Annotated in this window: 21 protein-coding genes; 14 read left to right on the forward strand and 7 right to left on the reverse strand. The window is 65.5% G+C overall.

What is annotated here, in order from left to right; all coding sequences use genetic code 11:
• Positions 1-202: 202 nt before the first annotated feature.
• Positions 203-1,786 (forward strand): hypothetical protein, encoded by a 1,584-nt coding sequence (locus tag AKN84_RS00620; protein WP_050418850.1) that lies wholly within the window; start codon positions 203-205, stop codon positions 1,784-1,786.
• Positions 1,787-1,851: 65 nt separating this feature from the next.
• Here AKN84_RS00620 and AKN84_RS00625 read toward each other — a convergent pair whose 3' ends face one another.
• The gene (locus AKN84_RS00625; RefSeq protein ID WP_050418851.1) at positions 1,852-2,628 is read right to left on the reverse strand and encodes an enoyl-CoA hydratase; all 777 of its coding nucleotides are present in this window, start codon (positions 2,626-2,628) and stop codon (positions 1,852-1,854) included.
• Between the two features lie 132 nt (positions 2,629-2,760).
• On the opposite strand from AKN84_RS00625, the gene AKN84_RS00630 reads away from it, so the two are divergent.
• Together AKN84_RS00630 and AKN84_RS00635 are read left to right on the forward strand one after the other, a co-directional pair.
• Complete coding sequence (locus AKN84_RS00630; protein WP_050418852.1) at positions 2,761-3,300, forward strand: PaaI family thioesterase; 540 nt, start codon at positions 2,761-2,763, stop codon at positions 3,298-3,300.
• Positions 3,301-3,373: 73 nt separating this feature from the next.
• Positions 3,374-3,988, forward strand: coding sequence for a TetR/AcrR family transcriptional regulator (locus AKN84_RS00635; RefSeq protein WP_050418853.1), 615 nt, complete (start codon positions 3,374-3,376; stop codon positions 3,986-3,988).
• Positions 3,989-4,241: 253 nt separating this feature from the next.
• On the opposite strand, the gene AKN84_RS00640 is transcribed toward AKN84_RS00635, so the two are convergent.
• Complete coding sequence (locus AKN84_RS00640; RefSeq protein WP_050418854.1) at positions 4,242-5,810, reverse strand: winged helix-turn-helix domain-containing tetratricopeptide repeat protein; 1,569 nt, start codon at positions 5,808-5,810, stop codon at positions 4,242-4,244.
• 165 nt (positions 5,811-5,975) lie between these two features.
• Between AKN84_RS00640 and AKN84_RS00645 the strand changes: the two genes are divergently transcribed.
• Positions 5,976-6,218 carry a DUF1127 domain-containing protein gene (locus AKN84_RS00645; protein WP_050418855.1) on the forward strand — a complete coding sequence of 81 codons (243 nt, stop codon included), beginning with the start codon at positions 5,976-5,978 and terminating at the stop codon, positions 6,216-6,218.
• Between the two features lie 12 nt (positions 6,219-6,230).
• Here the strand turns inward: AKN84_RS00645 and AKN84_RS00650 are convergent, their stop codons facing one another.
• On the reverse strand, positions 6,231-7,145 hold the full coding sequence (locus AKN84_RS00650; RefSeq protein ID WP_050418856.1) for a LysR family transcriptional regulator: 915 nt from the start codon (positions 7,143-7,145) through the stop codon (positions 6,231-6,233).
• A 120-nt stretch (positions 7,146-7,265) separates the two neighbouring features.
• Between AKN84_RS00650 and AKN84_RS00655 the strand changes: the two genes are divergently transcribed.
• The 8 genes from AKN84_RS00655 (at position 7,266) to AKN84_RS00695 (ending at position 17,039) form a co-directional block, all read left to right on the forward strand.
• Entirely contained in the window at positions 7,266-8,762 is a 1,497-nt protein-coding gene (locus AKN84_RS00655) for a CoA-acylating methylmalonate-semialdehyde dehydrogenase (RefSeq protein ID WP_050418857.1), read from the forward strand.
• 124 nt (positions 8,763-8,886) lie between these two features.
• The gene (locus tag AKN84_RS00660; RefSeq protein WP_050418858.1) at positions 8,887-10,032 is read left to right on the forward strand and encodes an isobutyryl-CoA dehydrogenase; all 1,146 of its coding nucleotides are present in this window, start codon (positions 8,887-8,889) and stop codon (positions 10,030-10,032) included.
• A complete protein-coding gene (locus AKN84_RS00665) occupies positions 10,029-11,108 on the forward strand; it encodes an enoyl-CoA hydratase/isomerase family protein (RefSeq protein ID WP_050418859.1) in 1,080 nt (359 codons plus the stop codon). Before AKN84_RS00660 ends, AKN84_RS00665 begins: the two co-directional genes overlap by 4 nt.
• A gap of 25 nt (positions 11,109-11,133) precedes the next feature.
• Positions 11,134-12,021: a 3-hydroxyisobutyrate dehydrogenase gene (gene mmsB, locus AKN84_RS00670; protein WP_050418860.1), complete on the forward strand. Its 888-nt coding sequence runs from the start codon at positions 11,134-11,136 to the stop codon at positions 12,019-12,021.
• A 102-nt stretch (positions 12,022-12,123) separates the two neighbouring features.
• Positions 12,124-13,848 (forward strand): AMP-binding protein, encoded by a 1,725-nt coding sequence (locus tag AKN84_RS00675; RefSeq protein WP_050418861.1) that lies wholly within the window; start codon positions 12,124-12,126, stop codon positions 13,846-13,848.
• Positions 13,849-13,859: 11 nt separating this feature from the next.
• The gene (locus AKN84_RS00680; RefSeq protein WP_050418862.1) at positions 13,860-14,339 is read left to right on the forward strand and encodes a MaoC family dehydratase; all 480 of its coding nucleotides are present in this window, start codon (positions 13,860-13,862) and stop codon (positions 14,337-14,339) included.
• Between the two features lie 565 nt (positions 14,340-14,904).
• The gene (locus AKN84_RS00690) at positions 14,905-15,822 is read left to right on the forward strand and encodes an SDR family NAD(P)-dependent oxidoreductase (protein WP_050418863.1); all 918 of its coding nucleotides are present in this window, start codon (positions 14,905-14,907) and stop codon (positions 15,820-15,822) included.
• A gap of 2 nt (positions 15,823-15,824) precedes the next feature.
• The gene (locus AKN84_RS00695) at positions 15,825-17,039 is read left to right on the forward strand and encodes a BaiN/RdsA family NAD(P)/FAD-dependent oxidoreductase (protein WP_128970289.1); all 1,215 of its coding nucleotides are present in this window, start codon (positions 15,825-15,827) and stop codon (positions 17,037-17,039) included.
• A 99-nt stretch (positions 17,040-17,138) separates the two neighbouring features.
• On the opposite strand, the gene AKN84_RS00700 is transcribed toward AKN84_RS00695, so the two are convergent.
• Positions 17,139-18,356 (reverse strand): MFS transporter, encoded by a 1,218-nt coding sequence (locus AKN84_RS00700; protein WP_050418864.1) that lies wholly within the window; start codon positions 18,354-18,356, stop codon positions 17,139-17,141.
• A 93-nt stretch (positions 18,357-18,449) separates the two neighbouring features.
• On the opposite strand from AKN84_RS00700, the gene AKN84_RS00705 reads away from it, so the two are divergent.
• Positions 18,450-19,352, forward strand: a complete 903-nt coding sequence (locus AKN84_RS00705; RefSeq protein ID WP_050418865.1) for a LysR family transcriptional regulator — start codon at positions 18,450-18,452, stop codon at positions 19,350-19,352.
• A gap of 98 nt (positions 19,353-19,450) precedes the next feature.
• Here AKN84_RS00705 and AKN84_RS00710 read toward each other — a convergent pair whose 3' ends face one another.
• The 3 genes from AKN84_RS00710 to AKN84_RS00720 form a co-directional block, all read right to left on the reverse strand.
• Positions 19,451-20,530 (reverse strand): D-TA family PLP-dependent enzyme, encoded by a 1,080-nt coding sequence (locus tag AKN84_RS00710; RefSeq protein ID WP_050418866.1) that lies wholly within the window; start codon positions 20,528-20,530, stop codon positions 19,451-19,453.
• A gap of 127 nt (positions 20,531-20,657) precedes the next feature.
• Positions 20,658-22,475 (reverse strand): ABC-F family ATP-binding cassette domain-containing protein, encoded by a 1,818-nt coding sequence (locus tag AKN84_RS00715; RefSeq protein WP_050418867.1) that lies wholly within the window; start codon positions 22,473-22,475, stop codon positions 20,658-20,660.
• 4 nt (positions 22,476-22,479) lie between these two features.
• Positions 22,480-22,977 carry a YaiI/YqxD family protein gene (locus tag AKN84_RS00720; protein ID WP_050419062.1) on the reverse strand — a complete coding sequence of 166 codons (498 nt, stop codon included), beginning with the start codon at positions 22,975-22,977 and terminating at the stop codon, positions 22,480-22,482.
• A 134-nt stretch (positions 22,978-23,111) separates the two neighbouring features.
• Between AKN84_RS00720 and AKN84_RS00725 the strand changes: the two genes are divergently transcribed.
• Positions 23,112-23,915, forward strand: a complete 804-nt coding sequence (locus AKN84_RS00725) for a hotdog family protein (RefSeq protein WP_050418868.1) — start codon at positions 23,112-23,114, stop codon at positions 23,913-23,915.
• Positions 23,916-24,053: the final 138 nt, after the last annotated feature.

Here is a 24,053-nt window from a genome sequence, read left to right on the forward strand (position 1 = left end):
GCGACCCCGTTGGCTCCATCCGGACTACGAGACCGCCGTTCGATGAACAAAGCCCATCCGCGTTGGCTGTGGAGGACATCCCCGCGTCACATATCTGTTGGAGCCCGGTGTTAGGACCGGCCTGCACCGCCTCGCATTTTCCGCGGGGTGCTCTCCGCATTGATCTATCGAATTGCTCCCCCTGACAAAAAGGCTCAGCTCCATGACGCGCTTGCTCTTTGGCACTGCCGCCGCCGGTGTCTTGCTTGCGGCCGCATCGACCGCCCATGCCGGCTCCACGCTCTCATACGTTCCGGACAGCCTGACACAATCCGTGATCGAACACGGACCGTGGACGCTGCATCAGTCCGGACATCATTTTCATCATGACGCTTCCGGCATCGTGCCGCCGGGCACGCTCACGCCGCCCTACAATCCGACCCTCTATGGGACGCCCTATGCCGACTATTGCTCGGCGAGCGGCGAGACCACGATCAATCACGGCAAGAGCGCGATGCAGCCCTACTATTTTCCGTTCGTTCGCCGCCGCGGCGCTGTCCTCGAAGGACTGTTCGACTATCGCCCGCGCAATGAGCAGGAGGCGACGGTCGCTGCGATCTCGACGGATTGGGGCGCGACCTGGCAGTTCAAGGGCAAGGCGCTGGCGCTCAACCCCTACTGCCCGTGGGATGCGACCGATCCGGACAACCAGAACGTCAACGTCAATGGCGTGAAGACGGCGTACGGCTCGTCGAGCGCAAATGCCGCCGACAACGGGCTTGGGCACGCCTTCGTGCTGTCCGTGAAGGGCAAGCAGCGCGTCTATCATCTCAACCGCGCCGATGGTCACATCGACAGCGATCAGCTCGTGGTCCATCCGCTGCATCGCGGCGAGGACTTCTCGCTGTTCGGACTTCCGGAGCTCGGATTTGTCAGCCCGCTTGCGTCCGGCGGCTATCCCAAGCTCGAGGCCACGGCGGGCGCGACCACCGGCCTGATCGATCCCGACGCCATTCTCGGCGCCGTGCACATGGGCGAGAAGACCGCCGTCGTCTACGTTTCCAAGAACCTCACCCCCGGCGACAAGAATTTCCCGGCCAACCAGGTGTGCTCCGCAACGCCGGCCTTCGCGCTGACCAACCTCGTCAACAAGAAGCCGCGGAAGGTCAACCATGACGTGATCACGATTCGCATTGCAACGACGTCCGATGGCGTGAACTTCACTGACGTTGGCGCAGCGACCGGCCTCAACGACCAGACCACGGTTGCGCTGAACGGCATTCGCTGGCTCGGCAGCGGCAGCATCCTGCGCATCCATGACGGGCGCTTCGGCATGTTCTTCGGCGCCGGAAACTGCCTGGACAACGACTCCGACGGCTTCCACTTCATCGGCTACGCCGAAACCGACAATCCGGTTCGCGGCGCCGGCGATCTCCTGAAGTGGCACGTGGTCAACGGCTTCGACAATCCGATCCTGTCCACGGACAAGGTCGTCGATCCCGCCGGCCCGCGGCCGTATCCACTGAATGCGCCGCTCGTGAACGTTCGTGGCGCAGACGCCCTGACGGCCGCGCAAGTCGCGCCCTTCGTACCGCCGGGCGAGGGCTATACCACGAACTTCTTCAGCGGCCGGGTCTACGATCCGCAGGCGGTGCTGACCGACGAGCGGACCGTGACGATCGTGTTCGCCGGCTACAACACGCCGCAGCCGAGCAACAATCTCGGTGATTACCGGTCGATCGGTCGGTTCCAGCTTGGCGTCCAGCGCGGCTATTTCATGCCGCCCTTCGTCGAGTCCGACGACTGAGGCGCACGGAAATCCGGACCAACAAGGACGCGGATCGAGGTTTGAACGCCTCGATCCGCGTCCTGCTATTTCCTATTTCTTCCGATCCAGGAACCCTGCAGCAGCCGCTGCGGCTCGCCGGTCTGGAACGATTTGCCGAACACGCCGACGCTGAGGTTGACCGACTCGGTCAGCGGCAGCTCTTCCCATTGCCGCAGCAGATCCTTCTGGATGCGCAGCGCCTCGGGGCCGCATTCCAGCAGCGCCTTGACGGTGTGCTCGACGGCCTCGTCGAGGCCGCCGGGCTTTGCTACCGTATCGACCAGGCCCCAGGCGAGCGCGGTCGGGGCGTCGATGTTCTCCGCGGTCATCATCAGCCAGCGGGCGCGGCCCCAGCCGATCAGGCGCGGCAGCAGCGCGGCGTGGATCACCGAGGGGATGCCGACCTTGACCTCAGGCATGCCGAACATCGCGTCATGCGCGGCGACACGGACGTCGCAGGCGGCCGCAACCTCGAGGCCGCCGCCGAGGCACCAGCCGGGCAGGCGGGCGATGACAGGCGCGGGGAATTTGCGCACCGCCTCGCAGAGGTCGCGCAAGCGGCTGATGAATGCTTCGGCGGATTTCTGGTCGAGCTTCGCCATCTCCTTGATGTCGGCGCCGCCGATCATGCTGCGCTCGCTTTCGCCGGCCAGGATCACCGCACGGATGGCCGGATCGGCGGCTAGATGCTCAAAGCCTTCGCGCACGCCGTTGGTCACGGCCGAGCTGACGATGTTCAGCTTGCCGGCGTTGCAGATGGTGAGGCGGACGACGCCTCTGTCGTCGCGGTCGATGCCGCAGTGGGGATTGAGCATGTCCATGGAATGGTTCCGGCGCAGGAATTGATCGCGCCATGTCCCGGACAAAGCAGGTCCCTGTCAAGCATGGGCGCCGCGGTTGCGCCGGCGGATGCGGTTAGATAGAATTATGAGCATCATATAAATGGAGCCATCATGACCGCCGCCGAGACATCAGATCTTCATTCCCCCGAGCTGACGCGCACGCGCGTGGTGGAATGGCAGGCGCCCGGGCCGGTCGCCAGGGCGGCGATGCCGATGTCCGGGATCGAGGCAATGCGTGCGATCCGCGACGGCCGTTTGCCGCCGCCGCCGATGGCCAAACTGATCGGCTTCCGCGTGGCCGTGGTCGAGGAGGGGCGGATTGTGATGGAACTCGAGCCGCATGAGAGCCTGGAGAATACCATCGGCCTGCTGCACGGCGCGACCGCCGCGGCGCTGCTCGATACCGCGATGGGCTGCGCGATCTCGACCCTGCTGCCGGCGGGGCAGACCTCGGTCACGCTCGACCTCAAGCTGACCTATCTGCGCCCGCTCTCGGCGCGCTCCGGAACCATTTCGGCCGAGGGCAAGGTGATCAAGCTCGGCCGCCAGACCAGCTACACCGAGGGCTTCGTCCGCGACGGCAGGGGCAATCTTGCGGTGCACGCGACTGCGACATTCTCGATGCTCGGCGGGGGAACCCAAAGCGGCTGATAACGCGAAATAACTGCAGCATTCCCGGCGCAAATCTGCTATTATATGATTAGAAACATTCCATGAGACCGGCATGCGCTATTCGAAAGAACACAAGCAGGAGACCCACGCGCGAATCGTGAAGAAGGCCGCGACGCGGCTGCGCGAGAAGGGCGCCCATGGCATCGGCGTCGCCGACCTGATGAAGGACGCCGGGCTGACCCATGGCGGCTTCTACGCGCATTTCGACTCGCGCGAGGCGCTGGTGATCGAGGCCTTCAACTATGCGATGGACCGCGCCACCGAGCGCTGGCGCAAGGTGACCGCGGAAGTGGCGCCGGAGAAGCGGCTTTCGACCATCGTCGACGGCTACGTGTCGGCGACCCATCGCGACGATCCCGGCCAGGGCTGCGCGGTGCCGGCGCTCGGCGCCGAGATCGCCCGCGAAAGCCCGAAGACCCGCAAGGCCTTTGCGCTCAAGCTCGACCAGATGATCGACATGATCACCGACCAGATCCAGGACGTGCCGCGCAAGACCGCGCGCAAGCAGGCGATGGCGACACTGGCGACCATGATGGGCACCATCGTGATGTCGCGGATCGCCGGCAACGGCGAAATGTCCGACGAGATCCTGGGCGCCGGACGCGAGGCTGTATTGGGACGCGCGGCTGCGGTCAAGTCGCCGGCGAAGAAGGCCAAGGTGAACTAAGGGCACGCTCCGCTTTTGAACCCGTCATCCTGAGGTGGCCGCGTCTTCAGCGGCCCTCGAAGGATCGACGGCCACGAGCCGGGCCGTGCATCCTTCGAGACGCGCTACGCGCTCCTCAGGATGACGGTGATGTGCCCGCATCACACCCCGCTGAACAGCGTGCGCTCGGCTTCCACCGTCTCGCAGATGTAATCCGCCGCCGATACAGTTGACCGGTTCGATCCTGCTGCCGGGGTGAGCCGCGAACTCACCTTCATTCGGGGAGCCCGGCTGCGCGAAGGCCTTTGGTAAAAATCGCAAGATCCTTCGCTCGCCGAAATGGTGCCAGCTCTCCCAGATTGGAGATGCGCAAATCGGGATCGCGTTCGCGTACATGTGCGATGCCCTTTTGTGCCGCCTCAAGGCGTCCGGTGAGTGCGTTGCTGGCTGCGAACATGCAGATGGCCAGCAGGAAATCCGGATTGTCGCGCAATGCTTTTTCGGCCCATGACAACGCCATGTCGTAGCGGCCGGAGAGAAAATGCGCATACGACACCGCTCCGTTTATGCCGTACATGGACGGATCGAGCGGGCTCAGGCGCATGGCACGCATCGCGTAGTCAAGCGCGAGGTCCGGTTCACCTCTGAACGCTCTCACCCAGGCACCAAGGTGCCATGCTTGCGCCAGGTTCGGATTGATCGCCAGTCCGCGATCCACGAAGGCGACAGCGTCGTCGAATTCATGGGCTATAAAGGCGAGTACATATGCACCCATGCACATCGCGGCCGGATCGTCTGCTCCCAGATGCACTGCCTTCCAGCCCAACCGTGTAGCTTCGGCACTTTCCTGCACACGATCGATCATCCAGTGGCGCGCTTTGCGTTGGATGTAGCACCATCCGGCCATGCCATAGGCGCACGCCAAACCTGGATCGAGCTCGATCGCCTTGCTGAAGAGCTGGAGCGCTTCGCTGTTCGCTTCCCTGGTCCACCGACGAACGATCGCCAATCTACGCAGGTAATAGTCGTATGCATCCAGATTCTCGGTTGGCTTGCGCCTGGCTCGCTTGATTTCCTCGCGCTGCAGCATCGGCGCGATTGCGCCCACGACGGTAGAAGTCACTTGGTCTTGCAGATCGAAAATATCTTCGAGCGCACCATCAAAGCGGTCCGCCCAGAGATGTGCGCCGGTTTCGGTATCGATAAGCTGACCGGCGATACGAATACGATTTCCGGCCTTGCGCACGCTACCTTCGAGCACATAGCGCACCGCAAGCTCGCGGCCGACCTGCTTGATGTCCACGGGCCGGCCCTTGTAAGTGAAACTCGAATTGCGCGCGATCACGAACAGCCAACGAAATCGCGACAGCGCCATGGTGATGTCTTCCACGACGCCGTCGGCGAAATACTCTTGCTCCGGGTCGGCGCTGAGGTTCTGGAACGGCAGCACGGCAATCGAGGGCTTGTCGGGGAGATTGAGGGGTGGCTGTCGCGGTTCGGGGGGAACGGCCGTTGCCGCGCTTGCCGGCGTCCGCTCTTCCCGGACCGCGCCGACAAACCGGAAGCCCTTGCGCGGCAGTGTCCTGATGAGGCGCTGCTGCTGGCCGGAATCGCCGATCGCGCTTCGCGCAGCGTTGAAGCGTGTGGTCAGGGCGGCATCGGACACGCAGCGCCCGTTCCAGATGGCGTCGATGAGATCGTCCTTGCTGACGACGCGCTCCCTGTTGCGGATCAGAAAGTCGAGCAGGTCGAATACCTGTGGCGCGACGGAGACCACGTCCGTCCCGCGATGCAGCTCGCGCCGGTCCGTGTCGAGTGCGTACTCCTCGAAGAGATAGCGCAAGCCGCGAATCCCTTGGGTATGCGTCCGATGATCGCCATCAGCGCTTTGGCAGCACCTCAGGCGCCAAGAATAAGCTGCCGGTGAGGAAAATGTAAGCTGCCCGTCAAGTGCGCTCGCGCACGCCCCGGTACCGTGTCCTGACGGAACGAACCTGGAGGTGCTGCAATGAGCACGACCTACAGCCCAACGCGTTCAGCCGAGGCGAGCGCACCGACGCCGCGGGCCTCCGGCGCCTTCAAGAGCTTTTGGGACTCAATTCGGGAATGGCGCAAATGGGAGCGGCTGCGCGCCGACCTCGGCAGCCTGAGCGATCGGGAGCTCATGGATATCGGCATCTCGCGTGGCGAGGTCGACTACGTCGCATCGAACCGGGATACCGACCCGCGCGGCATCCGATCCGCCGGATGACGTCGCCGAGCCCTATGGCCGGCTGAACAGCGCGCGCTCGGCTTCCACGGTCTCGTAGATGTAATCCGCCACAGCGCGGATGCGGGCGAGGTCCTTGCTGTCGGCGTGCATCAGGAGCCAGAAGGTGCGGGAGATCCGCACCTCGTCGCGCAGCACCGGCTGCAGCTCGGGGTGGGCTGATGCCATGAAGTGCGGCAGCACGGCGATGCCGAAGCCGGCGATGGTGGCGTTGAGCTGGGCGATCAGGTTGGCGCTGCGGAATTTGGCGGAGATCTTTGGCGAGACCTGCGGCAGATAGTCGAGCTCCGGCGTGAACAGCAGCTCCTCGATATAGCCGACGAAGCGGTGCCGCGGCAGATCGGCGCGCGCGGCAATGTTGGGCGCCTGCGCCAGATAGGCGGGTGCGGCATAAAGCCCGAGCGTGTAGTCGAGCAGCTTGCGGCCGACGATGCGGCCTTCCTTCGGCATGGTCAGGCTGATCGCGATGTCGGCCTCGCGCTTGGAGAGCGAGAACAGCCGCGCGGTGGCGACGAGCTGCAGATCGAGATCGGGATACCGCTCGGTGAACTTGACCAGCCGCGAGGCCAGAAAGTGACTGCCGAAGCCGTCGGGGGCACCGATCCGCACCGTGCCGGTGAGGTGGGCGCGCGAGCCGCCGACCGCCTCTTGGTTGGCGACGATAGTGGATTCCATCGCCTCCGCGCTGTCGGCGACGCGCTGGCCGGCCTCGGTCAGCAGGTAGCCGGTCTTGCGCCGATCAAACAGTTTTGCGGAGAGGTGGCGCTCCAGCCGGTCGACACGGCGGATCACTGTGGCATGATCGACGCCGAGCTGCTTGGCGGCAGCCGAAACCGACCCGCCGCGCACGATGGCAAGCACGAAGCGGAAGTCGTCCCAGTCGATTGTGCCGCCGCCTTGATCCAGCATTTCCGCACATCTATGGTGCAATTTATCGGACTTGAATCCTATAAAATGCAGGGTCAATAGGGTTTGTAAAGTGATCCCGCCGGCCGGCTGGCGATTCAGGTCCTTCAGGGAGGTTTATCCATGCGCTCAATCGGACATTTCATCGGTGGCAAGGAGGTCAAGGGCACCTCGGGCCGTACCGCAGACGTTTTCGAGCCGATGACCGGCGACGTCCAGGCCAAGGTCGCGCTGGCCTCGAAGGCCGAAGTCCGCGCCGCGGTCGAGAACGCCAAAGCCGCGCAGCCGGAATGGGCCTCCACCAACCCGCAGCGCCGCGCCCGCGTCATGATGAGGTTCGTCGAGCTGGTGCAGCGCGACTACGACAAGCTCGCCGAGCTTCTGGCGCGCGAGCACGGCAAGACGGTTCCCGACGCCAAGGGCGACATCCAGCGCGGCCTCGAGGTCGCCGAGTTCGCCTGCGGCATCCCGCATCTGATGAAGGGCGAGTACACCGAGGGCGCCGGTCCCGGCATCGACATCTATTCGATGCGCCAGCCGCTCGGCGTCGTCGCCGGCATCACCCCGTTCAATTTCCCGGCGATGATCCCGATGTGGAAGTTCGCGCCGGCGATTGCCTGCGGCAACGCGTTCATCCTCAAGCCCTCGGAGCGCGATCCCGGCGTACCGATGAAGCTCGCCGAACTGATGATCGAAGCGGGCCTGCCGGCTGGCATCCTCAATGTCGTCAACGGCGACAAGGAAGCGGTCGACGCCATCCTCGACGATCCCGACGTCAAGGCGATCGGCTTCGTCGGCTCGACCCCCATTGCCCAGTATATCTATGAGCGCGCCGCCCAGACCGGCAAGCGTTGCCAGTGCTTCGGCGGGGCCAAGAACCACGCCATCATCATGCCCGACGCCGACATGGACCAGGCGGTCGATGCGCTGATCGGCGCCGGCTACGGCTCGGCCGGCGAGCGCTGCATGGCGGTCTCGGTCGCGGTTCCCGTCGGCAAGACCACCGCCGACCGGCTGATGGACAAGCTGATCCCGCGCGTCGAGTCGCTCAAGATCGGCACCTCGGTCGATCCGTCGGCCGACTACGGTCCGCTGGTGACCCGTGAGGCGGTCGAGAAGGTCAAGAGCTACATCGACATCGGCGTCAAGGAAGGCGCGACGCTCGCGGTCGACGGCCGCGGCTTCAAGATGCAGGGCTACGAGAACGGCTTCTATCTCGGTGGTTCGCTGTTCGACAACGTCACCAAGGACATGCGGATCTACAAGGAAGAGATTTTTGGTCCGGTGCTCTCGGTGGTGCGCGCCAAGGACTATCACGAGGCGCTGGCGTTGCCGTCCGACCATGACTACGGCAACGGCGTTGCGATCTTCACCCGCGACGGCGACGCGGCGCGCGACTTCGCGGCCAAGGTCAATGTCGGCATGGTCGGCGTCAACGTGCCGATCCCGGTGCCGATCGCCTATTACACCTTCGGCGGCTGGAAGAAGTCGGGCTTCGGCGATCTCAACCAGCACGGTCCGGACTCGGTCCGCTTCTACACCAAGACCAAGACCGTGACCTCGCGTTGGCCGTCCGGCGTCAAGGACGGTGCGGAGTTCTCGATCCCGACGATGAAGTGATTTCCAGAGCCGTCATTGCGAGCGCGACGAAGCAATCCATCTATCCCCCGCGTGGAGGAATGGATTGCTTCGTCGCTCAGCTCCTCGCAATGACGACACATAGCCTTCAAGGGTAGGCGGCGCGATGCAGTTCGCTCTCAACGAGGACCAGATCGCGGTTCGCGACATGGCGCGGGCGTTTGCGGCGGAAAAGATCGCGCCGCACGCGCTCGAATGGGACGAAAAGAAGCACTTTCCGGTCGATGTGATGCGCGAGGCCGCTGGCCTCGGCATCGGCGGCATCTATATCAAGGACGACGTCGGCGGCTCGGCGATGACGCGCTTCGACGCCGCGTTGATCTTCGAGGCGCTGGCGACGGGCTGCCCGACTACGTCGGCCTTCATCTCGATCCACAACATGGCGTCCTGGATGATCGACGCCTATGGCAACGACACCCAGCGCCGCACATGGCTGCCGAAGCTCTGCACCATGGAGCTGATCGCGAGCTACTGCCTGACCGAACCGGGCGCGGGCTCCGATGCGGCTGCGTTGCGCACCCGCGCGGTGCGCGACGGCGATGATTACGTGCTCAACGGCCAGAAGCAGTTCATCTCGGGCGCCGGCAGCACCGATCTTCTGGTGGCGATGGTGCGCACCGGCGGCGACGGTCCCGGCGGCGTCTCGACGATCGTGATCGACGGCAAAACGCCGGGCGTGTCGTTCGGCAACAACGAGCGCAAGATGGGCTGGAATGCGCAGCCGACCCGCGCCGTGATGTTCGAGAATGCCCGCGTGCCGGTCGCGAACCGGCTCGGCGAAGAGGGCATCGGCTTCAAGATCGCGATGGCTGGCCTCGACGGCGGCCGCCTCAACATCGCCGCATGCTCGCTCGGCGGTGCGCAGACGGCGCTCGACAAGGCGCTGGCCTACATGAAGGATCGCAAGGCCTTCGGCAAACGCCTCGACGAATTCCAGGCGCTGCAATTCAAGATCGCCGACATGGCGACCGAGCTGGAGGCCGCACGCACCTTCCTGTGGCGCGCGGCCGCCGCACTCGACCGCAAAGATCCGGACGCCTCCATGCTGTGTGCGATGGCCAAGCGGTTCGGCACCGATGTCGGCTTCGAGGTCGCCAACCAGGCGCTGCAATTGCACGGCGGCTACGGTTACTTAAGCGAATACGGCGTCGAGAAGATCGTGCGCGATCTGCGCGTGCACCAGATCCTCGAAGGCACCAATGAAATCATGCGGCTGATCGTGTCGCGCAAATTGATCGAGGGCGCGCGATGAACGATGTGGCCGCGGAAGGCGATCTGATTGCGCGCAAGGAAGGGGCGGCCGGCATCATCCGGCTCAACCGGCCGAAGGCGATCAATGCCGTGACGCTGGAGATGTTCCACGACATCGACAGGGCGCTCGACGCGTTCGAGGCCGATCCCGACGTTGCCGTGATCGTGCTGGAAGGGGCCGGCGAGCGCGGGCTGTGCGCCGGCGGCGACATCCGCGCGCTCTGGGAAAGCTCCAAGGTCAAGGGCGATCTCGGCAAGATCCTGTGGCGCGACGAGTACATCCTCAACGCGCGGATCAAGCAATTTCCAAAGCCCTATGTCGCGTTCATGGACGGCATCGTGATGGGTGGCGGCGTCGGGCTGTCTGCGCACAGCCGCCACCGCGTCGTGACGGAGCGAACCAAGCTCGCGATGCCCGAGGTCGGGCTCGGCTTCTTCCCCGACGTCGGCGGCACCTATCTGTTGTCGCGTTCGCCGGGCGAGATCGGCACCTATTTTGGTCTCACCGGCACCACCATGAACGGGCCCGATGCGATCTACGCCAGGTTTGCCGACGCCGTGGTGCCGAGCGCCAAGCTGCCCGCGTTGCGCGAGGCGCTGACCAAGGTCGCCCCTCGCACCAGCTCGGCCGAGATCGACCGGCTGATTGCAGGCTTTGCCACCGGCGAGAAGGCTGGCCCCGTCGCCGCGATGCAGGCCAAAATCGATGGCTGGTTCGCGCGCGGCCGGATGGAGGAGATCATTGCGGCGCTGACGGCCGACGGTTCCGACCTGGCGCAGGCGACGCTGAAGACGCTCGGCGAAAAATCGCCGCGCGGCATGGTGGTGACACTGAAGCTGCTACGGCTGGCGCGGGCGACCGAGACGCTGGAGGAGTGCCTGGTGCGGGAATATCGCGCAGCGCTCGAAGTGTTCGCCAGCGACGATTTCCGCGAGGGCGTGCGTGCCGCCGTGATCGACAAGGACCGTAATCCGAAATGGTCGCCGCCCAGGATCGAGGACGTCACCCCTGAGATGCTGGCGCCTTACTTTGCCGAGATCGGCGCCGCCGAATTGAAATTTCCTGACAGCAAATAGAAACGTCGCAAGCGGAGGACTTCCCATGGCAAACGTCGCATTCATCGGGCTCGGCAATATGGGCGGGCCGATGGCGGCCAATCTGGTCAAGGCCGGCCACAAGGTGACCGCGTTCGATCTGGTCGCCGCTTCCCGCGATCAGGCCAAGAGCGACGGTGCTGCGATCGCCGAGAGCGGCGTTGCTGCCGTGAAGGGCGCCGATGTCGTCATCACCATGCTGCCGGCCGGCAAGCATGTGCTCGGCGTCTGGAACGAGGTGCTTCCGGCGATGGCCAAGCGCGCGCTGATCATCGATTGCTCGACCATCGACGTCGAAAGCGCCAAGCAGGCGCATGCGCTCGCCGCCAAGCACGGCATGGCCTCGGTCGATGCGCCGGTCTCCGGCGGCACCGGCGGAGCGAAGGGCGCGACGCTGACCTTCATGTGCGGCGGTGAAGCACAGGCCTTCGCGGCGGCCCAGCCGATGCTGGCCAACATGGGCAAGAAGATCGTGCATTGCGGCGCCGGCGGTGCGGGGCAGGCGGCCAAGATCTGCAACAACATGATCCTCGGCATCTCCATGATCGCGGTTGGCGAGGCCTTCGTGCTGGCCGAAAAGCTCGGCCTGTCGCACCAGGCGCTGTTCGACGTCGCCTCGACCTCGTCGGGGCAGTGCTGGTCGCTGACGACCTATTGCCCGGTTCCCGGCCCGGTGCCGACCTCGCCGGCCAACAACGACTACAAGCCGGGTTTCGCCTCGAATCTGATGGTGAAGGACCTGACGCTGGCACAGGACGCCGCCAATGCCGCCGGCGCGGTGACGCCGCTCGGCAAGCATGCGCAGGAGCTCTATAAGAACTTCGACGCGTCGGGCCATGGCGGGGTCGACTTTTCCGGAATTATCCAGCACGTTCGCAGCCTCGCTGGAAAGTAATTCTATTGCGTCATCCTTCGAGACGCCGCGCATAGCGCGGCTCCTCCAGCGACAACGCGAAGCGTTGCGCGGGGATGACGACAGCGGATGTGGAGAAGCCGGATGACCACATTTCAAGACGCACGCGCCTTTCTGCTCAAGCACCGCACCGACTACGACGCTGCGGTGAAGGGATTCCGCTGGCCGGATCCGGTGCCGTTCAACTGGGCGCTGGACTGGTTCGACGCCGAGCTCGCGCGCAATGCCGACAGCCGCGACCGGCCAGCGCTGTGGATCGTCGATGCCGCCAGTGGCAACGAGACCAAGTTGTCGTTCGCCGAGCTGTCGCGCCGTTCAAATCAAGTTGCAAACTTCCTGCGTGCGCAGGGGCTGAAGCGCGGCGATCATCTGTTGCTGCTGCTCGGCAATGTGGTGCCGCTGTGGGAGACCATGCTGGCGGCGATGAAGCTCGGTGTCGTCGTGATCCCCGCGACCACGCTGTTGACCGCGGACGAATTGCGCGACCGGCTCGATCGCGGCAAGGCGAGGGCGGTGGTCGCAACCCAGGAACAGGTCGCGAAGTTCGCAGGCCTCGGCAGCGACAGCCTCGTCCGCATCGTGGTCGGCGCGGCGCAAACGCAGGACGGCTGGCTGCCGTTCGAGGATGCGGCGAAGGCGTCGGACGCTTTCACCGCCGACGGCCCGACCAACGCCGACGACCCGATGCTGCTCTATTTCACCTCGGGCACCACGGCGAAGCCGAAGCTGGTGCGGCACAGCCAGCGCAGCTATCCGGTTGGCCATCTCTCGACCATGTACTGGATCGGGCTGCAGCCCGGCGATGTCCATCTCAACATCTCTTCGCCCGGTTGGGCCAAGCATGCCTGGAGCTGCTTCTTCGCGCCGTGGAATGCCGGTGCGACGATCTTCATCGCCAACCAGCCACGCTTTGAGGCAAAGGGACTGCTCTCGATCATCGGCCGCTGCGGCGTCACCACGCTGTGCGCGCCGCCGACGGTGTGGCGGATGTTCATCCAGGAGGATCTCGCCAGCTTCAAGGTCTCGCTGCGCGAAGTCTGCGGCGCCGGCGAGCCGCTCAATCCTGAGATCATCGACCAGGTCAAATCGGCCTGGGGCCTGACCATCCGCGACGGCTACGGCCAGACCGAGACCACGGCGCTGGCCGGCAACTCGCCGGGGCAGAAAGTGAGGGTCGGCTCGATGGGCCGGCCGCTGCCGGGCTATCGCGTGCAGGTCACCGACAGTGACGGCCACGCCGCGAAGGAGGGCGAGGTGACGCTGTTGCTCGGCGCCAACAGGCCGGCCGGCCTGATGCAGGGCTATCAGGGCGACGACGGCAGGCTGATCGGCACCGATGGCGAGATCTATCGCAGCGGCGACGTCGTGTTCACCGATGACGAGGGCTATCTCACCTTCGTCGGCCGCACCGACGACGTGTTCAAATCATCCGACTACCGCATCTCGCCGTTCGAACTGGAGAGCGTGCTGCTCGAGCACGACGCGGTGGCCGAGGCCGCCGTGGTGCCGAGCCCGGACCCGATCCGGCTCGCGATCCCCAAGGCCTACGTTTTGCTGGTTTCCGGTGTCGAGCGCAGCCCCGAGACGGCGCTGTCGATCTTCCAGCACCTGCACACGAGGCTCGCGCCGTTCAAGCGCATCCGCAAGATCGAGCTTGTGACCGAACTGCCGAAGACGATCTCCGGAAAAATCCGCCGGGTGCAGTTGCGTCGGCTCGAACATGACGATAATCGCACAGATGCGTTGCGCGGAGCCGAGTTCCGCGAGGAAGAATTTCCGGAGCTGCAGAAAGTGCGGACCTCCGGTTAGGAGGTCAGCCAATGAACGAAGTCTGGAAGAAGCCGCCGGTGTCGCTGGAAACCTACCAGGGCATGGTCGGCAAGGAGATCGGCGTGTCCTCGTGGCACCTGCTCGATCAGGGCCGCATCGATACCTATGCCGACGTGATCGAGGATCACCAGTTCATCCATGTCGATCCCGAGCGCGCGAAGAAGGAAACCGCGTTCGGCACCACGATCGCCCACGGCTTCCTGACGATGTCGCTGCTGTCAATCATGTCCTACGAGGTGATGCCGGTGCTCGAGGGCACTGCGATGGGCGTCAATTACGGTTTCGACAAGCTGCGCTTCATCTCGCCGGTGCGCTCCGGCAAGCGTGTCCGCGGCCGCTTCGTGCTGGCGGAAGCGACGCTGCGCAAGCCGAAGGAACTGCTGTCGCGCACCAATGTTACGGTCGAGATCGAGGGCGAGGACAAGCCCGCGCTGGTCGCCGACTGGCTCGGGCTGATCTATTTCAGCTAAGCAACAGTTGAGTTTCAGCTGAGGGATAGTTGAGTAGCTCCACCTTTCGTGCAAGCAGGAGAGGTGGAGCGAGCGCGCCTCGTCCAAGTAGTGCATTGACGGCTTCGGCCCCTGGTGTCCATCATGCCGCCTCTAGGCGGTGCGGTCCCGGGAGTGGCAGCCATGGTGCAAAACATCGTCGCCGGATTAGTCGTAGTCGGTTTGCTTCTGATTGGCTCGATGAGCTACGCCCAGGAGCATCACGAGTGCTGGAGCGGGCACCTGCTCAAAAGCTTGAAGCCCTGCGGATCGATGACCCCTGCGGTCTAACGCGCCCCCCTTGGCCGGTCAGTGCCGCACTTGACCCGGCCATCCATCGCTGCTCAAAAGCTGCCAATCGCGCGCGTATACACCCTCTCCCCTTGTGGGAGAGGGTGGCTTCGCGGCACGCGAAGCCGGGTGAGGGTCTGTCTCCACGAAACGACTCTCACGTGCGCTCGCGGAGACAGACCCCTCATCCGGCGCGCTTGCGCGCGCCACCTTCTCCCACAAGGGGAGAAGGGAAGTCAGAGCAGGAACGACAAGCATGGCAATCAGGTTTGACGGACGCGTCGCTATCGTCACCGGCGCGGGCAATGGTCTTGGACGGGCGCATGCGCTCGGGCTCGCCAGCCGCGGCGCCAAGGTCGTGGTCAACGATTTCGGCGGCGCGCGCGACGGCACCGGCGGCTCGCTGTCGCCGGCCGAGACCGTGGTCGAGGAGATCCGCAAGGCCGGTGGCACCGCGACGGCCGATGGCGCCGACGTCTCGAATTTCGAGCAGGTCACCGCGATGGTCGAGCGCGCCACCAAGGAATGGGGCAGCGTCGATCTGCTCTGCGCCAATGCCGGCATCCTGCGCGACAAATCGTTTGCCAAGATGGAGGTCGCCGACTGGGCCAAGGTGCTCGACGTGCATCTCACCGGTACCTTCTATTGCTGCAAGGCGGTGTGGGCCGGCATGCGCGAGCGCAACTATGGCCGCATCGTGCTGACGACCTCGTCGTCCGGCCTGTTCGGCAATTTCGGCCAGGCCAATTACGGCGCGGCGAAGGCCGGCATGGTCGGCCTGATGAACGTGCTCGCTGAAGAGGGCCGCAAGAACAACATCAAGGTCAACACCATCTCGCCGACGGCGGCGACCCGTATGACCGAGGAGCTGCTGCCGCCGCAGGCGCTGCAGCTGATGAAGCCGGAGGCGATCACGCCGGCGGTCGAATTCCTGCTCTCGGAGGACGCGCCGACCCGCACCATCATGGGCGCCGGCGCCGGCTCGTTCGCGGTGATCCGCGTGCTGGAAACCGAAGGCGTCAACCTGCCGCAGTCGGAGTGGACGCCGGACGGCGTCGCCGCGCACTTCAACGCGATCAGCGACATGTCGACCGCGAAGGCGCTGCAGGGCGCCTTCGAGCAGACGCAGAAATATGTCGCCCAGGCCGCCGCGCGAGCCGGGATCAAGCTCTGAGCATGACGGTCGCCGTCATCGGAGCCGGCCCCGCCGGCCTGATGGCGGCGGAGGTGCTTGCGCAAGGTGGCGTTGCCGTCACCGTCTACGACGCGATGCCGTCGGCCGGCCGCAAATTCCTGATGGCCGGCCGCGGTGGGCTCAATCTCACCCACTCCGAGCCGCTGCCGGATTTCCTTGCGCGCTATCGCGAGGCGATGCCGCGCCTCAAAGCCACGGTCGAGGCGTTTTCGCCGGATGCCTTGCGCGCCTGGTGCGCGGCGCTGGGGCAGCCGACGTTTGTCGGCACGAGCGGCCGCGTGTTTCCCAAGGCATTCAAGGCATCGCCTCTGCTGCGTGCCTGGCTGCGGCGGCTCGATGCTGCGGGAGTTGCATTCGCATTCCGGCATCGCTGGATCGGATGGGACGCGCAGGGCGCACTGCTGTTTGAGACCCCGGACGGCGTGCGCGCGGTTAGCGCCAATGTCACCGTGCTGGCGCTCGGCGGCGCGAGCTGGCCGCGGCTCGGTTCGGATGGCGCCTGGGCGGAGCTCCTTGCGGCGAAGGGCGTTGCTGTTGCCCCGATGCGACCGGCCAATTCCGGCTTCACCGTCGCGTGGTCGGATATCTTCCGCGACCGGTTTGAGGGGCAGCCGCTCAAGGGCGTCGCTCTCACGATCGGGCCGCACACCGTGCGCGGCGAGGCCGTCGTCACCCGCACGGGCATCGAAGGCGGCGCGATCTACGCGCTGTCGGCAGAATTGCGCGAGGCGGTGCTGGGTATCGGGCAGGCGACGCTGACGATCGCGCTGCGGCCGGACCTCGACGCCGCCGCGCTGACCACCCGCCTGTCCGGGACGCGCGGCAAGCAGTCGCTCGCGAATTTCCTGCGCAAGGCGGCGCAAGTCTCTCCTGTTGGCATCGGCCTGATGCAGGAGGCGGCGATTGCGTCGGGCCGGCCACTGACATCGTTCTCGCCGCCAGAGCTTGCGCAGCTGATCAACGCGATTCCGGTTCAGCTCACCGGCATCGCGCCGATCGATCGCGCGATCTCGACCGCGGGCGGGATCGCGTTCAGCGAGCTCGACGCGCATTTCATGGTGCGGCGGCTACCCGGCGTCTTCGCGGCCGGCGAGATGCTCGATTGGGAGGCGCCGACCGGCGGCTATCTGTTGCAGGCATCGTTCGCGACGGGTGTCGCAGCCGGGAAGGGCGCGTTGCAATGGTTAAAGTCGTAGCTTCGTAGGATGGGTGGAGCGAAGCGATACCCATCATGGTGCCGCGCTGGAAAAGGTTGATGGGTATCGCTGCGCTCCACCCATCCTACGAGATGCGGCTCATTCCGAGCCGGTCTTCGTCGCGATGTCGGTGATGAACCCGAGCACGCCGAACGTGGCGGCGACCGCGCAGACCGCGGTCCATCCACCATAACTCCAGGCCGTGGACGCGGCTGCCGCGCCGACCGCGCCGCCGATGAAGAACAGCGCCACGAACAGGCCGTTGATCCGGCCGCGCGCCTCGGGTTGCAGCAGATTGACGGCGCGGCGGCCGAGCGTCTGGTCGGTGGTGATGCCGAAATCGAGCAGCACGGCGCCGACGCCAAGCAAGGAGAGAGCCGCGATCCGCGACTCGATCATGCCGGCCCAGGCGCACAGCGCCAGCGAACCGGCGATGAGAAGGTGCGAGACGATCAGCAACGGCCGCGCGAAGCCCCTGTCGCCCCAGCGCCCGGCGATCGGCGTCGCTGCCGCACCTGCGACGCCGATCAGCGCGAACAGCGCGATTCCCTTGGCGTCGAGCTTGAACGGTGCGTCCGGCAGGCGTAGCGCCACCGCGGCCCAGAACGCGGTAAAGGACGCCATCACCAGCGCCGCGGTCCAGGAGCGGACGCGCAGCACCGGCTCCTCGCGCAGCAGCCTGGGAAATGAGCGCAACAGCGCGCCGTAGCTGACCCTCGCCGCAGGCTGCAAGGTCGGCAGATAACGCGCCAGCGCGCCGGCGAGCACGGTCATCAGGACGGCCGAGGTGACATAGTAGCCGCGCCAGTTCCAGCTGTCGGCGATCAGGCTTGCCGCCGGCCGCGAAAGCAGGATGCCGATCATCAGGCCGCTCATGACGTCGCCGATCGCCTGGCCCCGCCGCTCCGGCGGGACCATCGATGCAACCAGCGGCACCACCATCTGGATCGCGGCGCAGGATGCGCCGAGGACGAAGGTTGCGGCGAGCAGGATCAGCGGCGTCGGCGCCAGCGCGGTGCCGATCGCGGCGATGATGGCACAGGCGAGGGTCCGCAGGATCAGCCGCCTGTTCTCGACGAGGTCGACCAGCGGCACCAGCAGCAACAGCCCGAGCGCGTAGCCGAGCAGGGTCAGCGTCGAGATCAGGCCGGCCTGCAGCTCGGTCATGCCGAGCGAGCGGCCCATCAGGCCAACGAGGATCTGCGGAGCAAACAAATTGGTGACGACGGTGCCGGTCGTGATGGCGCCGATCCAGATCAGGGGACGCACCGAGACCGTGCGGGCCGGGGAGAGTTTGGTGGCTTCGGAAATGGTCATGGGACCTCGCGAGGAAGTGGCGAGGCCCCCTTTAGGGGATCGGCCTAATATGCTACAATTCAAATAAGATGATGAAGAATATGCGAGATTGTTATGAACACCCATGACCTCGTGGCGTTCGTCGCCGTGGTGGAGACCGGATCGATCGTTGCGGCGTCGGCGCGGTTGAACCTGACCCAGCCCGGCGTGACGCGGCGGATCCAGAATCTCGAGGAGATGCTCGGCGCGCAGCTCTTGGACCGGCTGTCGAAGCCGCTGAGGCCGACGGCGGCGGGCGTTGAGGCCTATGAGCAGGGGCGTCGTGTGCTGCGCATGCTCGACGACCTCAAGTCAGGCGTCGCCAATGACGGCGTTGTGCGCGGCGAGTTCAGGCTCGGGCTGACGCCGTTCTTGTCGGAGGCCGGGCTCACCGGTCCGCTCGATGCGGTGCGCGGCGAGTTTCCCGCGCTTGCGGTGCGCGTGGTCTCGGGCTGGTCGCCCAACCACATGGAGCGGGTCAGCCGCAACGAACTCGATGCGGCGGCGATCTGCCTGCCCGACGGCACCGCGCCGCCCGACGATCTCGAGGCCTCCGACCTCGGCGCGCAGCCGGTGGTGTTCGTCGTTGCGCGCGAGATGAAGACGCCGAAATCAGTCGATCTCGAATGGCTGTCGCGAACCGGCTGGGTGATCAACCAGGATGGCTGCGGCTTCCGCCAGACCTTGAAGCGGCATTTCGATGCGGCGCATCTGCCGTTCAACATCGCGGTCGAGGCGCTGGACAGTGAGCTGCGCCTGTCGCTGGTGGCGCGCGGCCTCGGCATCGGCCTCGTCACGCCGGTGGCGCTGAAGCGAAGCCCGATCCGCAGCCGGCTGAAGATCGTGAAGATCGCGGATTTCAATCCGGCGGTGCGCGCCTGGATCGTGCATCGCCCGCCCGCCGGCCGCCTGGCGCGGCCGATCGAGGTGTTTCGGTCGGCGCTGGATCGTGAGCTGCAGGCGCTGATCCGCGGGTAGATGCGTAGGATGGGTGGGGCGAAGCGATACCCATCATCTCGCCACGCGGTTGAGAGTCGATGGGTATCGCTGCGCTTCACCCATCCTAAAGAACGCGCCTACCGCAATTTCCCGCGCGCCGTCACCGGCAACGCGCCGATGATCTCGTCGCCGCGCACCATCACGACCTCGTCCATCATGTTGACGACGACGCAGACGTGATTGGGCACGATCCGCACCACGTCGCCGACATTCGGCCGGGTGTTGCTGCGGGAGAGGTCGAGGAAGCCGTGCTCCTCGGCGAAGCGGGCGATTTTGGCCTCGGGATGTTCGAGGATCAGGCCGTGGCCTTCGAGGCCGCCGGTATCCGACGTCAGCGTCTTGGAGCCGGCATCGAGGATGCCGCGCTCGGGGCCGGCACGGCTGACGACGGTGGAATAGATATGCAGCGCGCAATCGTCCCAGGTCGCGACGCCGGCGGCGACCTGCATGCGGTCGTTGTAGATGTAGGTGCCGAAGCGGTGCTCGGTGCCGCCCTTCAGTCTGCCGAGATTGACGAGGTTCGGCGTGCCGCCGGTCGAGACGATGGCAGCATCGAGGCCGTGGGCGCGCACGCCGGCCAGCGCCTCGTCGTAGAATTTCTGCGCATCCGCCCAGCCGGTCTCGGTCGGATACAGCATGAAGCCCGCGAAGCTCAGGCCCTTCGAGCTTGCGATCTCGCGCGCCAGCGCGATCGCCTCGGCCGGTGTCTCGACGCCGGCGCGCTTTCGGCCGGTGTCGCATTCGACCACGACGGAGAGTGGGCGGCCGGACGCGGCGGCCGCCTTCGGCAGGTCGCCGATCACGACGGAATTGTCCGCGGCGACGGTGACATTGGCCTTGCCCTGCAGCGCGCCGAGCCGCGCCATCTTCTCGTCGCCGAGCAGGTTGTAGCTGATCAGGATGTCGTCGATGCCGCTATCGGCCATGATCTCGGCCTCGCCGAGCTTCTGGCAGGTGATGCCCTTGGCGCCGGCCTTGATCTGCAGCTGCGCCAGCATCGGGTTCTTGTGGGTCTTGATGTGCGGCCGGTTGGCGACGCCGGCTTCGTCGCAAGCCTTCTGGATCCGCGCGATGTTGCGCTCGACCCGGTCCATGTCGATCACGGCGCAGGGCGTGCCGTATTCCCTGGCGATCTTGGCGGCGAGGGGCGTGGTCATCGGATTAGCTCCATTTCACAGCTTCCGTCATTGCGAGCGGAGCGAAGCAATCCATCCATCCGCATGTGCGGAGCCATGGATTGCTTCGTCGCTTCGCTCCTCGCAATGACGATCATTTCCATGTGCTTCATGCCTGCTCAATCTCTTCGCGCAGCACTTCGAGTTCGAGCCAGCGGTCTTCCGCGGCGGCGAGTTCGTCCTGCGCCTTGGCGATCGCCGCTGAAGCCGCGTCGAATTTCTTGCGATCCTTCGCATAGAGGTCGGGATCGTCGAGCAGCTTCTGCTGCTTGGCGATCTCGGCGTGCAATTTGTCGATCGTCTTCGGCAGCGTTTCCAGCGCGTGCTTCTCGTTGAAGCTCAGCCGGCGCCTGGGCGCTGCTTCGGGCGCTGCGGCCCTGGCTTCCTTTTTCTCCTCGGCCGCGGCTTCCGCCTTCACCGTCTCGCGCTTCACGTCGGCGCCGCGCTGCGCCAGCATGTCGGAGTAGCCGCCGGCATATTCGATCCAGCGTCCCTGGCCTTCGGGCACGATCACCGATGTCACCACGCGGTCGAGGAAGTCGCGGTCATGGCTGATCAGGATCACCGTGCCTTCGTAATCGCCGAGCATGTCCTCGAGCACGTCGAGGGTCTCGAGATCGAGGTCGTTGGTCGGTTCGTCCAGGATCAAGAGGTTCGACGGCTTGGCCAGCGCACGCGCCAGCATCAGCCGGCCACGCTCGCCGCCGGAGAGGGCTTCCAGCGGCGTGCCGCGCTGCTCCTGCGCGAACAGGAAATCCTTCATGTAGCCGATCACGTGCTTGGACTTGTCACCGACCATGACGTGATCGCCGCGGCCGCCGGTGAGCGCCTCGGCCAAGGTCAGCTTCGGGTCAAGGCTCTCGCGGTGCTGGTCGAGGGTCGCCATCTCGATATTGGCCCCGAGCCGCACCGAGCCGGAGTCGGGCGGATCGTTGCCGATCAGAAGATGCACCAGCGTGGTCTTGCCGGCGCCGTTGGGACCTACGATGCCGACGCGGTCGCCGCGCTGGATCCGGGTCGAGAAAGCATCGACGATCTTGCGCTCGCCAAAAGCCTTCGCGATGCTCTTCGCCTCGATCACCAGGCGGCCGGACTTGTCGGCCTCGGCGGCAGCGAGCGTGGCGTTGCCGGTGGCGCCGCGATAGTTGCGGCGCTGGTCGCGCAGCGCATGCAGATTGCCGAGCCGCTTGACGTTGCGCTTGCGGCGGCCGGAGACGCCGTAGCGCAGCCAGTGCTCCTCGTTGACGATCTTGCGGTCGAGCTTGTGCTGCTCGCGCTCTTCCTCCGCCAGCACCTCGTCGCGCCACGCCTCGAAGGCGCCGAAGCCGCGCTCGATCTGCCTGATCTGGCCGCGGTCGAGCCAGGCAGTGGTGCGCGACAGATTGGTGAGGAAGCGGCGGTCGTGGCTGATCAGCACCAGCGCGCAGCGCCGGCTTTCCAGTTCGCCTTCGAGCCATTCGATGGTCGGCAGATCGAGATGGTTGGTCGGCTCGTCCAGCAGCAGGATATCGGGCGAGGGCGCAAGCACGCGGGCCAGCGCCGCGCGGCGTGCCTCGCCGCCGGAGACATGCGCCGGATCTTCCTCGCCGCTGAGGCCGAGCTGCTCGAGCAGATAGCGCGCCTGGTAGTGATCGTCGCCGGGGCCGAGACCTGCCTCGACATAGGCCAGCGTCGTCTTGTGCTCGCCGAAGTCAGGCTCCTGCGGCAAATAGCGGATGGTAGCGCCGGGCTGCACGAAGCGGCTGCCGGCATCCGGCTCGACCAGGCCGGCCGCGATCCGCAGCAAGGTCGATTTGCCGGAGCCGTTGCGGCCGATCAGGCAGACGCGCTCGCCGGCGGAGACCGACAGCTCGACGCTTGACAGCAGCGGCGTGCCGCCGAAGGTCAGGCTGATGTCCTTGAGCTGGATCAGAGGAGGCGGAGCCATCGCGCTAACCCCCGTTCGCCGGCGCCTGCTCGGCGCGGCGGCGCTGGATGCGGCGGATGGTCTGGTCGAGCGTCGCCAGGAAATTCGAGCGGTCGCGCGGCGAATAAGATCTCGGCCCGCCGGTGATCTCGCCCGACGAACGCAGATCGGTCATCAGATTGCGCACCGCCAGCGTCATGCCGATCGACTGTTCGGTGAACGGCTTGCCGTTCGGCGCGATCACGTCGGCGCCGGCCTTGACGCAACGGCTCGCCAGCGGAATGTCCGCTGTTATCACCACGTCGCCCGCATGCGCGCGTTCGGCGATCCAGTCGTCGGCGGCATCCATGCCGGAACCGGCCGCGATGCGCTCGATCAGCGGATCCTGCGGCACGCGGATGAAATTGCCGGCGACCACGCTGACGGGCACGCCGAGCCGGATCGCGACGCGATAGATCTCGTCCTTCACCGGACAGGCGTCGGCGTCGACATAGATGCGGGTCAGGGCGGGGGTTTCAGTCATCGATTCCGGGTTCGCAGGCACGGCCTGCGTGTACTCCATGGTGCGGAAAATTGCGAGCAAAACGAGAGGCTTGTCACGCTGCCCGGTTCGACTACGATTGCCTGAGAAAAACAACCGAAATAAGGGGAAACCCCATGCCTTCGTCGACGCCCGCGCAGACCTACCGCGTCTCGGCCTACAACACCTCGAAACTGTCAGAGAACAAGATCCACGACGACACGGTGGCGCGGAAGTTCGGCTTTTCCGGCGGTCTGGTGCCCGGCGTCGACGTGATGGCCTACATGATGCATCTGCCGGTGGAGAAATGGGGCCGCGATTTCCTCGCGCGCGGCCTGATCGAGGCCCGCTTCGTCAAGCCGGTCTATGACGGCGAGATCGCGGAGTTGACCGGCCGGGAAACCGGCAATGGACTGTCGATCGAGCTCTTCAGCCGCGGCGAGCTCTGCGCCACCGGCACCGCATCGCTGCCGGCCTCCGTGCCGACATTCGTGCTCGACGACTACAAGCAGGTTGCCGCGGTTGCCGAACGCAAGCCGGTCAGCGCCTCGTCCTACGAAGAGGGCAAATGGCTCGGCGTCATCCCGCGCGACTGGTCGGGCGATGCGGCCAAGGAGTATCTCGCCGATATCAGGGAGACCGACCCGATCTACTTACGCGAAGGTCTCGGCCATCCCGGCCTGCTGCCGCGGGTGATGAACAAGGTGCTGGTCGACAATGCGATCCTCGGGCCGTGGATCCATGTCGGCACGAGGATGCAGCTGTTGTCGGCGGGGAAGATCGGCGACGAGCTGACTGCGCGCGCCAAGGTGACCGGCAATTACGACAAGAAGGGCCACCGCTTCGTCGAACTCGACGCGCTGGTGCTCGGCAACGGCGTGCCGCTCGCGCATTGCTGGCACATCGCGATCACCCAACCGCGCGAGCAGGCGGCGGCGTAACCTTCCACCTCTCCCCGTTCTTTACGGGGAGAGGTCGGATCGCATCGCAGATGCGATCCGGGTGAGGGGCAAGGCACAATTCCAGTTACAACGACGGTGCTCGCCGGATGGAGCCCCTCACCCCAACCCTCTCCCGCA

The organism is Bradyrhizobium tropiciagri, assembly GCF_001189845.1.
GTDB classification, from domain to species: Bacteria; Pseudomonadota; Alphaproteobacteria; order Rhizobiales; family Xanthobacteraceae; genus Bradyrhizobium; species Bradyrhizobium tropiciagri.